Raw genomic sequence first — 12,945 nt, 5'->3', positions numbered from 1 at the left:
TTTTATATCGATGGGGGTTTTTCTCCCATTTTATAGATTGCTTTAATCTCATCATTCGAAGTGTCTCTAATCATATTAAACCATTTACGACAACCATGAGCATGGTTCCATCTTTCATATTGAACACCTTTAATATTTTTTCTCATAAATAAATATTCTGCCCATTCATCATCACTAAGTTCTGTCGGTTGTTTTGGTCTTTCAATATGAGCTTCACCACCAGCTTTAAATTCTTGCTGATCTCTCTCACCACAATATGGACAATTAATAACAAACATTAGTGAGCAACTGCTGCAGCGCCATGTTCATCAACAAGGTCTCCACTTACAAATCTATTTAAATTAAATGCTGCGTTGAGTTTGTGTGGCTCATCATTAGCAATTGTGTGTGCAAATAAATCTCCTGATCCAGGTGTAGCTTTAAAACCCCCTGTACCCCAACCACAATTAAAATAAAGTCCTTTGATAGAAGTTTTACTTAATATTGGACTTGCATCAGGACAAATGTCTACTATTCCTCCCCATTGTCTTAGCATTCTCATTCTGCTGAAAATTGGATACAATTCTAAAATAGCATTTAGAGTTCCCTCGACTATTTGATGACTTCCTTTCTGAGTGTATGAAACATAATCATCTGTTCCAGCGCCAATAACTAATTCACCTTTATCAGATTGACTTACATAAGCGTGTACAGCGTTTGACATAACAACTGTATCTATAATTGGTTTCACAGGTTCTGATACTAGTGCTTGAAGAGGTTTGCTCTCTAGAGGAAGTCTTATTCCAGCCATATTAGCAATCACACTTGAATGTCCAGCTGCCACAACTCCAATTTTTTTTGTTTTAATAAATCCTTTTGTTGTTTCTATACCTTCAACACTATCACCATTTCTTTTTATACCTTTTACTTCACAATTTTGAATTATATCAACACCCATTTCATCAGCACCTCTAGCATAACCCCAGGCAACAGCATCATGTCTTGCTGTACCAGCTCTTCTTTGTAATGTACCACCAAGTACCGGATATCTTATATCTTGAGATGTATTTATAATTGGACAAAACTTTTTAACTTCTTCTGTACTCAAGTAAACGGCATCAATACCATTTAGTCTATTTGCGTGTGTTCTTCTTTTTAAATCTCTTACATCTTGCAAATTGTGAGCAAGATTCATTACACCTCTTTGACTAAACATTACATTGTAGTTTAACTCTTGAGATAATCCTTCCCAAATTTTTAGCGCGTGATCATAAAGTCCAGCACTAGCGTCCCATAAATAATTTGATCTGATAATTGTAGTGTTACGACCAGTGTTTCCTCCACCAATCCATCCTTTTTCAACAACAGCAATATTTTTCATATTGTGTTTTTTTGCTAAATAGTATGCTGTCGCTAAACCATGACCACCTCCACCAACTATGACAGCATCATACTCTTTTTTTGGAGTAGGGTCTTTCCATGCTCTTTGCCAATTCTCATGGTATGAAAAAGCGTTTTTGATTAATGAAAATACTGAGTATTTATTTCCCATAATAATTGAATAATTACTTTATAAATATTGAATTTTCAATAAAATCACTTATTACACAATGTCATACGGAGAGATGGGTGAGAGGCTGAAACCAGTCGTTTGCTAAATGACCGTGCGAGGAAACTTGTACCGAGGGTTCGAATCCCTCTCTCTCCGCCACTAATATAAAGGCTGATCTTTAAAAAAATCTTTCATTACTATTGGGTTTTGTTCCAGCACATATCTGTAAACATTATAATTTTCCAATACACGCTGAACATAGTTTCTAGTCTCTCTAAATTTAATCAGCTCAACCCAATCAACATAATTTATTTGTTTTTTTTGTGGATCCTTATTTAATTTTTTCCAATATTTAACTCTATTTGGGCCAGCATTGTACGCAGCTATTGCAAATGGATAAGCTCCATCATATTGCTGAATTAAACCAGCAATATAATGAGACCCTAAATTTATATTATACTCTGGGTCGGTTGTTAATCGAGATTTTGTATAGGGAAACTTTGCTTGTTTAGCAACTAATTTTGCTGTGTAAGGCATTAATTGCATTAAACCTTTTGCACCCGCATGACTATTTGCTTTTAAATCAAATTCACTTTCTTGTCTTATAATTGATAAAATTAATGCGCTTTCAGGAATCTTTCTTCCATTAATGTATTTAGGTGTGCTTATTAATGGATAATTGTATTTGTTATGAAATCTTTTTTGATAAGAGGCAATTTTTGATACTTGTATTGCAAAATCATATCTACTGATACTTGTAGCAAGTTCAGCAGCTAAAAGTTCACTGCCTTCAGAAACGTTATCATTAGCAAGATGTCTTAAGATAAATTTTGTATACTTGTCTTTATCTAATTCATGCAAAAGATGTGTGATTTTTACTAATTCTTTATTAAAAAAAGCTTTTCTATATTCATCTTCAACCAACATTGTTTTATCAAGTTCAAATTTTCCATTAGGATTAATTTTTAAAAATGCTAGTTGTCCGTAATATGTAGTTAAATATTTTGTAGCCTCTTTATACCATTTTTCCGATCGATCTTTATCTTTTAGTTTTTCGTATGATCTACCTAACCAATATGCGCCCCTAGAAACACTTATTGGATAATTAACATTATCAAAAAAGTTTTTAAAATGATCTTTAGCAAGAAGTGGATCATTTAAAAAACTTAGTGCTATCCAACCACTCATCCATTCTGCTTCAGCAAATTCAGATCCTTCAGACATTCCGTGATTGCTACTAATTTTATAAGCTAGTTCATATTGTTTTTTATAAATTAACTTTCGAGAAATGATTTCTCTTTCTTTCCACCATTTGTCAGGTCTAACTAAATAATCTTTATCATTTCTTATCTTGAGCAAAATTTCAGTAGAAGACTCCAATCGTCCTTTTTTTCTTCTCCACTTTAAACGATCATAGTTTAATCCAGCATCGTTTTTAAATTTATTTGGAACATTTTTGATTGCTTGATCTACACCGTATCCCTTGGTCATTAAAATATGTCTTGCTGTATAGAGCAATTCATAGTCTTTAGGTAAATATCTGATTAGTCTTTTTAAATCCCAATGATCACTATTCCATGCAAGATGATCAGCTCTCTTAATATAGTCATTTGCATCAAGATATTTTTTATATTTTTTTCTGAAAAACCTTAACTCACTTTTTGATAAATCTGCAGAAATCCATCCATTTTTAATAAGAGCAATACCTTTTGCTTTGTCTCCTGATAAAATATGACTTTCACCTAAAATCATTTTACCATATCCACTTAAAGGTTCATTTTTTGAAAACCAATTGATTATTTTTTTTGGAGAAACTTTTTCCGTCGAAAGTTTATGCTCAGCCAAATATCTCAATCTATCTATTCTTGGATAATCTGAATTTTCTTCGATAAAGACTTGGTAATCAAAAAATGTCTCTTGATTACCTGTAGTTAATAAATGTCTCCATTTTATAAAATTATATATAGATCTATCTTTAGCTTTTTTTGAGATTTTAATTGCAGATTTCCACTGGCCTTTTTGCATTTCGCCAATAGCTTTTTTTGCAATCCCAAAATCTTTTTTATTATAAAATTTAGAAATTTTTACTGTTTCTGAATTAATTAATCCTCTAATAACTGGTTTTTTTTTAGGTAAAAGAAAACTAAGTTTGGTTTCTTTTTTAGCTACCTTTTTCTCAACTTTAACTTTTGAAGGTTTTTTTAGAGGTTTGATTGTGTTTAATATTATTTTTTTATTTAATTCCTCAGAGGATAGCGATGGTTTTTTTAAAGGTACAATCTGTGCACCACTGAAATTAAAGCTAATCAAGGAAGTTATTATTAAAAATAATAATTTTTTAATCATAATCTTTTGGTATATGAATCTTTAAACTATGTTATAAGTATTTATGTTCAAAGGATCAAATGTTGCTTTAATTACGCCGTTTAAAAACAATCTCTTAGATGAAGAGGCGTATATTAAATTAATACATTTTCATATTGAAAATGGAACTAGTGGGCTTGTACCTGCTGGTACAACAGGAGAATCCCCAACATTAAGTCATGATGAACATCAAAAAGTAATTGATCTCTGCATAAAAGAAAGTAATGGAAAAATTCCAGTTATAGCTGGAACAGGTTCAAATTCTACTGAGGAAGCTATTTCTTTAACTTCACACGCTGAAAAGGCAGGTGCAAATGGTGCTCTAATCGTAACACCTTATTATAATAAACCTACTCAAGAAGGTTTGTACCAGCATTATAAAGCTATAAATGACAAATGCGGGATACCAATAATAATTTACAATATACCAGGTAGATCAGTTATTGATATGAATGTTGATACAATGGCAAGACTGTTCGAGTTAAAAAATATAGTTGGTGTAAAAGATGCCACTGGAGATTTGGATAGGGTTGATCAACAGTTATCAAAAATGGGTAAAGAATTTGTTCAATTGACTGGTAATGATGACAATGCGCTAGAATTTAATAAAAGAGGTGGAGTAGGTGCAATAAGTGTAACAGCAAACATAGCACCAAAACTTTGTTCAGATTTTCAAAAATTTTCTAAATCAGAAAATGATATTGGTGAAGCTGAAAAATTAGATAAAATTTTACAGCCAATTCATCATTCAATGTTTGTTGAAAGTAATCCTAGTCCAGTAAAATATGCTGCTAAATTATTAAATCTATGCGAAGATGATGTTAGATTACCTCTGGTAAAAGTTACCGAACAAACTAAGGAAATTGTTAAAAAGTCTCTTCAGTCAGCAAAATTGATTTAATGAACAAAAAAACCAATTCTGGTTTAAAAATAATTTGTTTAAATAGGAAAGCTAGTTTTAATTATTTTTTTGAGGATATTTTAGAAGCAGGAATTGTTCTTAAAGGTTCTGAAATTAAATCAGTAAGAGGTGGAAAAGTTAATATAGCAGATTCTTATGCAGTTGAAAAAAATGGAGAAATAATTTTAATTAATTCTCATATTTCACCTTACAAACAAGCAAGTTATTCCAATCATAACCCAACCGATGAAAGAAAGTTGCTACTAAATAAAAGAGAAATAAACAAATTGATTGGAAAAATGCAAAGAGATGGCTTTACTATTGTTCCAACAAAAATGTATTTTAAAAAAGGAAAGGCCAAAATTGAATTAGCAGTTGCTAAAGGAAAGAAGCAATACGATAAAAGAGCAACAAAAAAGAGCAGAGACTGGAACCGTGAAAAGGCAAGATATATCAGAAAATCAAGCTAAAATTGTTTACTTAGGTATTGGCTCTAATTTGGGTGATAGAAAAAAAAATATAGAAATTGCAAAATCTCATTTAAGCGAAAATAATCTAGATTTTTTATCTATCTCAAGTTTTTATGAAACACCTTCTTGGCCGGACCCCAAAAAACCTAAATTTTTAAATGTAGTTATCAAGGCAAAGTTTTGTTTTGATCCTGAAAGTCTCCTTAAAATATGTAAGAAAATTGAAATTTTATTAGGAAGAAAAAAAGGTAAAAAAAATGATCCACGTATTTGTGATATTGACATTATTGATTTTAATAAAAAGATTTTAAAAGTAAAAAACAAATTAACTTTGCCTCATAAACTTATGCATAAAAGAAATTTTGTACTCATCCCTTTTTTTGAAATTCAAAAAGAATGGCATCATCCAATTATTAAAAAAGATCTTAAAAGCTTGATTTCTTCACTCTCTCAAGCAGACATTAGGTCTATTAAACAAATTTAAATTAATGTTATAATAGGGTTATGCTAAATTCTAATGAACTAATTAATAAAGTTAAAAATTATAATAAATTTTTAAATCCTGAAAAATTAGATAAAGCTTATAATTTTGCTGTAAAGGCCCATAAGAGTCAAAAAAGAGCTTCCGGTGATCCTTACTCTGTACATCCAATTGAAGTTGCAAATATTTTAACAGAGTTAAAATTAGACAGTGCTACAATTACCACTGGGTTATTGCATGACACTATTGAAGATACCTTTGCAACTTATGAAACAATAAAAGCTGAATTTGGTGATGAGGTTGCTGACTTAGTAGATGGTGTCACTAAAATATCTGTTTTTGAAAATACAGCTGGATCAAATTCTAAAGTAGAAAACTTTAGAAAATTAATTTTAGCAACATCAAAAGATATTAGAGTTTTATTAGTAAAAATTGCAGACAGATTGCACAACATGAGAACGATTAAAGCAATTACTAAAGTGGAAAAAAGACAAAGGATTGCTCAAGAAACAATGGAAATTTATGCTCCATTGGCAGACAGAATGGGTATGCACAGAATACGTGATGAGCTTGAAGATTTATCGTTTGAAATTTTAAATTACGATGCGAGAAAATTAATAAAAAAAAGACTTGATGAAATAAAATTAGATAGAAAAGATATTTTTGAAGAACAATCATATGAACTCAGTGAAATATTGAATGATCACGAAATTAATGCTGAAATTTATGGAAGAGAAAAAACTCCATTTTCAATATGGAGAAAAGTTCAAAAAAAAAGAGTTTCATTAGAGCAGATAACAGACATCATTGGCTTTAGAATTATACTAGATACTATTGATGACTGTTATAAAACTCTTGGTATATTTCATAAGAAATGGAACTGTATTCCTGGTAAATTTAAAGATTACATCTCTTCGCCCAAAATAAATGGATATAAGTCAATTCACACTTCAGTTATTGTTTCAAATAAAAAGCCTATAGAGATTCAAATTAGAACTAAAGAAATGCATGACTTTGCACAAAGAGGTGTTGCATCGCATTGGCAATATAAATCTTCTGAAAAATTTAATTCATTAAGTTGGAAAGAGTATGATTGGTTAAAAGATTTAGTGGAGATTATTGAAAAAAATGAAAATCCTGAGGACTCTTATGAATATACAAAGCTTCAAATGTTTCAGGAAAATGTCTTTTGCTTCACACCAAAAGGATCTGTAATTAAATTGCCAAAAGATGCAACAGCAATTGATTTTGCTTATGCTGTTCACACTAAAATTGGTAATTCCGCAATTGGTTGTGAAGTAAATGGAAATAACTGTGAATTACAAACAATATTAAGAAATGGTGATAGGGTTAACATTCTCACATCTAAAAATAGTTCACCATCTCTGCATTGGATACCTACCACCAAAACAGGTAAAGCAAGAGCTGCTATTAGAAGATATTGGCATGACAAAGGTGAACAAAAAGAGGAAAAAACAAAAAAATATAACACTACACTTTGGATTTCATTACCTGATAAACCCGGTCAACTTGGTGATATAAGTTCTTTAATTGGAAGTCATAAACTTAACATTTCTAATTTAGAGATGGCGGGTAAAAATCCAAACTATATTAATTTTAAATTTAGATTAATAATCAGAAATCTTAAGAATTTTACAAATTTTATTGCAGAGCTAAAGCAAAAAGGTATAAAATTTAAGATAATTAGACACGAAGAAAAAAGAAATGCTTTCACTCAAAAAATCTTTAAATATTTTAAAAAAGACTGATGCGTTATTAGAAGGACATTTTGTTTTATCCTCAGGACTACACTCTCCAAAGTATATTCAATGTGCTAAACTTTTAAGCTTTCCTTATTTAGCTGAAAAAATTTGCAAATCACTAGCAAATAAAATTAAAAAAAATTTTAAAAAAATAGATTTAATACTCGCTCCTGCTATGGGTGGTGTAATAATAGGCTATGAAATTGGTAAAATTTTAAAAAAAGAAACAATTTTTTGCGAAAGGGTGAATGGAAAATTTACTCTCAGAAGAGGTTTTAGTATAAAAAAGGGAGCAAGAGTTTTAATTATAGAAGATGTGATTACGACAGGTAAATCTAGTTTGGAATGCGTAAAACTTATAAAAAAATCAAATGCAAGACTTGTTGGATTTGCTTCTATAATTGACAGATCAACAAAAAAATCTCTGAAAATAAAAAATAAAATTGTTTCTCATTTAAAAATAGATGTGCCTAGCTATAACCTTAAAAACATACCTAAATCTCTAAAATCAATTCCCATTACTACTCCAGGAAGTAGATTTATTAAGTGAAAAGATTAGGTGTAAATATAGATCATATTGCAACACTGCGTAATGCACGTGGTGAAAAACATCCTAATCCAGTATTTGCAGCAAAAAAAGTTATAAAATTGGGTGCAGACTCCGTAACTATTCATTTGAGAGAAGATAGAAGGCACATAAATGATTTAGATACTAAAGAGATTTGTGCTTTGAATAAAGTGTTAGTGAATCTTGAAGTCTCAATGAATAGTGAAATAATTAAAAAAGCTTTAAGATATAAACCAAATTACATTTGTATTGTTCCAGAAAACAGAAAAGAAATAACCACAGAAGGTGGTTTAAATCTAAAAGATAATTATAAAAAATTAAAAGAAATAATTTTTAAATTTAAAAAGTCAAATATTAGAACTAGTTTATTTATCAACCCCAACTTAAATGATATTAAACTTTCAAAAAAATTAAATGTGGATTGTGTTGAAATCCACACTGGAAAACTAGCTAATTATGTTAAATCGCATAAAAATTTTTCAAGCGAATTAAATAGAATTAAAAAAAGCTCAAAACTTGCATCTAAGCTAGATATAGAAGTACATGCAGGTCATGGTTTAGATTACAAGACTACTAAAATTTTAACAAAAATTAAAGAAATCGAGGAATTCAACATAGGACATTTTATTATTGGAGAGTCGATATTTTATGGGCTACCCAAAGTAATTAAAGATTTTAAAAAAATTATTAAAAATTAATGAAAATTTTAGGTATTGGAGTTGATATAATTGAAAATAAAAGAATTAAAGAAGCTATAAAAAATAAATCTTTTATTAATCGAGTTTATAGTGTGAGAGAGCAAAGACAATCAAACTTAATAAAGAATAAAGTGGCTTTTTTTTCAAAAAGATTTGCAGCAAAAGAAGCATTTGCCAAAGCTTTGGGTACCGGATTTAGAATGAAATTGAACTTTAAAGATATAGAAGTAGTTAACGATAAAATGGGTAAACCAAATTATGTTACAAACAAAAAAATCACCAAAATGATCCAAAATAAATTTAAAATTAAAAAATATAATTGTTTTCTATCCATTTCGGATGAAAAAAAATATTCAACAGCATTTGCTATTATTCAATCATAATGAAACTAGATAAAAAATTTTTTTCAGAAAATATAAAAACTTTATTTTATGCTTTGATAATTGCAGTAATAATTAGATCACTTTTAGTGCAACCTTTTTATATACCTTCTTCTTCGATGGAACCCACATTACTTGTAGGAGATAGATTATTTGTTACAAAATATTCATATGGGTATAGTAAACATTCTTTCCCTTTTAGTCCGCCAATACTTAGTAAAAGAATAATGTTTAAAAGTCCTGAAAGAGGGGATGTAATTGTATTTAAAACACCAGCTGACAATAGAACAGATTATATAAAACGTTTAATTGGGCTGCCAGGAGATAAAATCCAGTTTATTGACGCCAATCTATATTTAAATAGTAGCGAAATACTTAAATCTAAAATCCCACTTAAAACAAAAATTTATTGTGGTGACACAACAATAGATGTCTTAAAGTTTGAGGAAAAATTACCTAACGGTAAAAAATTTCATACAGTTTATTTAAAAAATTATACATATCAAAATTCAGATGTTTTTACAGTTCCAGATGATCATTATTTCTTTTTGGGTGATAATAGAGATTGTTCTAAGGATAGCAGATTTCTTTCAAGTGTTGGTTATGTTCATAAAGATAACCTGGTTGGTAAGGCTCAATTTATTTTTTTTTCATCTGATAAAAAAATAGGAAGTTTTATTGAATTTTGGAAATGGCATAAATCTATAAGATTTAAAAGAACCTTTAATGTTATTAATTAATGAAAATAAAGCATCAAGAACTAGAAAAAAAAATAAATATAGTTTTTAAAAACAAAAATTTATTAGACCAATCTCTTACTCATAAAAGTTTTAATTCCTCTAAAAATAATGAGAAAATTGAATTTTTAGGTGATCGTGTACTAGGACTGGTCATGGCTAAAAAATTATTAGAAATTTATCCAAATGAAAAAGAGGGAATACTTGATAAGAAATTTGCTTCACTTGTTAATAAAAAATCTTGTCTTGAAATTGCAAAATCAATTAATTTAGAAAAATATATTAAAACTTTTAATCCAAGAAATAAAAAAATAAAAATTGAAGATAAAATTATTGCAGATAGTTGTGAAGCTTTAATAGGAGCAATTTATCTCGATAAAGGCTTTAATATTGTTGAAAAATTTATTTTAAAGCAGTGGGAAGCAAAAATTAGCGATAGTGTTGTTACCGAAATTGATGCCAAAACTAAGTTACAAGAACAAACATTAAAAAAATTTAAAAGTCTTCCTAAATATAAATTAATCTCAAATACTGGTCCAAGACACAAACCTTTATTTAAAGTAGGAGTAAAATTACCCAATACAAAATACTTTATTGGCATTGGCAATTCCAAAAAAAATGCCGAGCAAAGTGCAGCTACAGAGTGTTTAAATAGTTTCAATAAATAATATGAATTGGTCTGATGAAGGTTTTTTGATAAGTAAAAATAGATATAACGAAAACTCCTTAATTGTAGAAATTTTCACCAAAGAAAAAGGTAAAGTATCAGGCATCATATTTGGTGGAACATCAAAAAAAATTAAAAATTATCTGCAAATAGGAAATAAGTTGCATGTTAATTATAATTCAAAAAATGAGAATAGGATTGGCTATTTTAAAGTTGAAATTTTAAATGCTTACAGCCCTTTGTATTTTGATGATAGACAAAAATTATCATGCTTAACTTCTGCAATGAATTTGATTAAAATTTTAACAGCAGACGCACAATCAAATGAAAAAGTTTTTTTCATAATTCAGAATTTTTTTTTAATTTTACAAGATAAAAATTGGTTAAAAAAATATATTTTTTGGGAATTAGAATTACTCAAAATATTAGGTTATGATTTAGAATTAGAAAACTTAGTAGAGAAAGATACTGAAAATAACAAAACTGTTTACTATGTTTCATCATCAAATGAAAAAAAATATGTTCCAAACTTTCTTATTGAAAAAGATAAAGAGGTTGAAGATATTAAAATTTTACTAAAAGGTTTGAAGTTAGTTAATGATTATCTAGATAAAACAATTTTAAAACCAAATAATATTAATTTTCCAAACAATAGATTGTTATTTCTAAATACTTTAAGGTGATTACTTTATTATTTTGTCAATTCGATCAGCGTAATAACTCACAATCGCATTTGCACCAGCTCTTTTAAAAGACACTAAACTTTCATACACTGCATCTTTATTTACAAGGTTTTTATTAATAGCATTTTCTATTAGACTGTACTCACCAGATACTTGATATGCAAAAACTGGGATTTTGAATTTTTCTTTAATTGATTTAATTATATCCAAATATGGCATTCCTGGTTTAACCATAACCATATCAGCTCCTTCTTTTATATCCAAAGCAACTTCTCTTAATGCTTCATCAGAATTTCTAAAATCCATTTGATATGTTTTTTTATCACCCTTTAATGAACTTTTTGATCCCACAGCATCTCTAAAGGGACCATAAAAGCTGGATGCATATTTTGCTGCATAAGATAAAATCTGAACGTCTTGGAAATTGTTTTGATCGATTGCTTTTCTAATTTTACTAATCCTTCCATCCATCATATCTGATGGAGCTAAAACATCACAACCCATTTCAGCTTGAAGTAAAGATTGGTTTATTAAAACTTGAATTGTTTCATCATTTAAAATTTTATTAGATTTGATTAATCCGTCATGTCCATGAGAGGTATAAGGATCTAATGCAACATCACACATAATTCCAATTTGATTTTTGTATTTTTTTTTAATCATTCTTGATGCTCTACAAACAAGATTATTTTCATTGAGCGCTTCTGATCCTAGTTCATTTTTTAATGACTTTTTTGTGTTTGGGAAAAGAGCAACCATCGGAATTCCTTTGCTTATCGCTTTATCAATAATTTGACCGATTCTATCCACTGAATACCTGTAGACGCCAGGCATTGATTTTATATGTTGTTTTTTATTTACTCCATCAATAAGAAAAATTGGAAGAATAAAATCATTAGGACTTAGAGTATTTTCCTGTATTAGTTTTCTAGTCCAAGAAGATTTTCTGTTTCTTCTTAATCTTAGGCTTGGATATTTTCCTACAATCATGTTTAAATTTACTTTATTAATGCGACAAATGTATTATACAAATAACTCTTAAATTAAGTACAAAACCATTTTTATGAGCATTGATAACACAAAAGTTGTAAACCTAAACCTAAAAAAAGAAGAAAGAGTTTTAGATTTTAGCGATTTTCAAAAACAAAACTTGAAATTTGATATAAACAAACTTCAAGAGGCCTATAACCAAATTATTAAGACAAAAAAATTCGAAGATGCTGGAATAACACACTTTGGAGCAATTTCATTAACTCAAATTCCTGGTGATCCTGACTCAATCAAAGGCAATAAAGCTAGAGGTGTTTACTGGACTAAACCTGATAAAACTGGACAAGAGGTTTCTAGAGATGTTGAAATTGATGAAGCAGCTTATTCTGAATTTATAAAAGATTATGAGAACACTTATTTTAAAGAAGTTTATGATGTTTTATCAAGCAAATACAAATTGGGTAGAGTAAGAATTTTGCTAAAAGAACCAAGATCAACTTTAAGTTGGCATAGAGATCCAGAACCAAGATTGCACATTCCAATTGTAACTAATCCTGGATGCTTAATGGTTATAGATAATGTTGCAAAACATATGCCAGCAGATGGTTCTGTGTGGGTGACTAATAACACAAAATATCATAATGCATTTAATGGTGGTGAAGAAAATAGAGTCCACCTTGTTGCTTGTGTGCTAGATTATAAATTCAATTAA

Annotated in this window: 15 protein-coding genes and 1 tRNA gene; 12 read left to right on the top strand and 4 right to left on the bottom strand. The window is 29.0% G+C overall.

Annotated features, from left to right (window positions below):
• Positions 1-2: 2 nt before the first annotated feature.
• Positions 3-278, bottom strand: a complete 276-nt coding sequence (locus tag ACTTA0_RS05340) for a sarcosine oxidase subunit delta (RefSeq protein ID WP_075506763.1) — start codon at positions 276-278, stop codon at positions 3-5.
• Positions 278-1,531: a sarcosine oxidase subunit beta family protein gene (locus ACTTA0_RS05335; RefSeq protein WP_440651460.1), complete on the bottom strand. Its 1,254-nt coding sequence runs from the start codon at positions 1,529-1,531 to the stop codon at positions 278-280. Before ACTTA0_RS05335 ends, ACTTA0_RS05340 begins: the two co-directional genes overlap by 1 nt.
• Before the next feature lie 67 nt (positions 1,532-1,598).
• On the opposite strand from ACTTA0_RS05335, the gene ACTTA0_RS05330 reads away from it, so the two are divergent.
• Positions 1,599-1,690 (top strand) — tRNA-Ser (locus ACTTA0_RS05330).
• Here ACTTA0_RS05330 and ACTTA0_RS05325 read toward each other — a convergent pair.
• Positions 1,691-3,877, bottom strand: a complete 2,187-nt coding sequence (locus ACTTA0_RS05325; RefSeq protein ID WP_440676357.1) for a lytic transglycosylase domain-containing protein — start codon at positions 3,875-3,877, stop codon at positions 1,691-1,693.
• 43 nt (positions 3,878-3,920) lie between these two features.
• On the opposite strand from ACTTA0_RS05325, the gene dapA reads away from it, so the two are divergent.
• The 10 genes from dapA to recO are packed head-to-tail and all read left to right on the top strand — an operon-like array spanning position 3,921 to position 11,243.
• Complete coding sequence (gene dapA, locus ACTTA0_RS05320) at positions 3,921-4,796, top strand: 4-hydroxy-tetrahydrodipicolinate synthase (protein ID WP_075506760.1); 876 nt, start codon at positions 3,921-3,923, stop codon at positions 4,794-4,796.
• Positions 4,796-5,266 (top strand): SsrA-binding protein SmpB, encoded by a 471-nt coding sequence (gene smpB / locus ACTTA0_RS05315; protein ID WP_440676356.1) that lies wholly within the window; start codon positions 4,796-4,798, stop codon positions 5,264-5,266. The genes dapA and smpB overlap by 1 nt, the downstream gene beginning before the upstream one ends.
• Positions 5,232-5,750, top strand: coding sequence for a 2-amino-4-hydroxy-6-hydroxymethyldihydropteridine diphosphokinase (gene folK, locus ACTTA0_RS05310; protein ID WP_440614324.1), 519 nt, complete (start codon positions 5,232-5,234; stop codon positions 5,748-5,750). Before smpB ends, folK begins: the two co-directional genes overlap by 35 nt.
• A 20-nt stretch (positions 5,751-5,770) precedes the next feature.
• On the top strand, positions 5,771-7,516 hold the full coding sequence (locus tag ACTTA0_RS05305; protein ID WP_440676355.1) for a RelA/SpoT family protein: 1,746 nt from the start codon (positions 5,771-5,773) through the stop codon (positions 7,514-7,516).
• A complete protein-coding gene (pyrE, locus tag ACTTA0_RS05300; protein WP_075506756.1) occupies positions 7,473-8,060 on the top strand; it encodes an orotate phosphoribosyltransferase in 588 nt (195 codons plus the stop codon). Before ACTTA0_RS05305 ends, pyrE begins: the two co-directional genes overlap by 44 nt.
• A complete protein-coding gene (locus tag ACTTA0_RS05295) occupies positions 8,057-8,776 on the top strand; it encodes a pyridoxine 5'-phosphate synthase (protein WP_440614326.1) in 720 nt (239 codons plus the stop codon). Before pyrE ends, ACTTA0_RS05295 begins: the two co-directional genes overlap by 4 nt.
• A complete protein-coding gene (gene acpS, locus ACTTA0_RS05290) occupies positions 8,776-9,159 on the top strand; it encodes a holo-ACP synthase (RefSeq protein ID WP_440614327.1) in 384 nt (127 codons plus the stop codon). Before ACTTA0_RS05295 ends, acpS begins: the two co-directional genes overlap by 1 nt.
• The gene (gene lepB / locus ACTTA0_RS05285) at positions 9,159-9,896 is read left to right on the top strand and encodes a signal peptidase I (protein WP_075506753.1); all 738 of its coding nucleotides are present in this window, start codon (positions 9,159-9,161) and stop codon (positions 9,894-9,896) included. The genes acpS and lepB overlap by 1 nt, the downstream gene beginning before the upstream one ends.
• Positions 9,896-10,561 (top strand): ribonuclease III, encoded by a 666-nt coding sequence (rnc, locus tag ACTTA0_RS05280; protein ID WP_440676354.1) that lies wholly within the window; start codon positions 9,896-9,898, stop codon positions 10,559-10,561. Before lepB ends, rnc begins: the two co-directional genes overlap by 1 nt.
• Before the next feature lies 1 nt (position 10,562).
• Entirely contained in the window at positions 10,563-11,243 is a 681-nt protein-coding gene (recO, locus tag ACTTA0_RS05275) for a DNA repair protein RecO (protein ID WP_440676353.1), read from the top strand.
• Here the strand turns inward: recO and hemB are convergent, their stop codons facing one another.
• Complete coding sequence (gene hemB, locus ACTTA0_RS05270; RefSeq protein ID WP_075506750.1) at positions 11,244-12,233, bottom strand: porphobilinogen synthase; 990 nt, start codon at positions 12,231-12,233, stop codon at positions 11,244-11,246.
• A 73-nt stretch (positions 12,234-12,306) separates the two neighbouring features.
• Here hemB and ACTTA0_RS05265 point away from each other — a divergent pair, with 73 nt between their 5' ends.
• Positions 12,307-12,945 (top strand): aspartyl/asparaginyl beta-hydroxylase domain-containing protein, encoded by a 639-nt coding sequence (locus ACTTA0_RS05265; protein WP_440614331.1) that lies wholly within the window; start codon positions 12,307-12,309, stop codon positions 12,943-12,945.

Source organism: Candidatus Pelagibacter sp. HIMB1593, assembly GCF_052047755.1.
GTDB lineage: Bacteria > Pseudomonadota > Alphaproteobacteria > Pelagibacterales > Pelagibacteraceae > Pelagibacter.
Note: the sequence above shows the minus strand (reverse complement) of the source record. Positions and strands in the feature narration are given on the sequence as shown.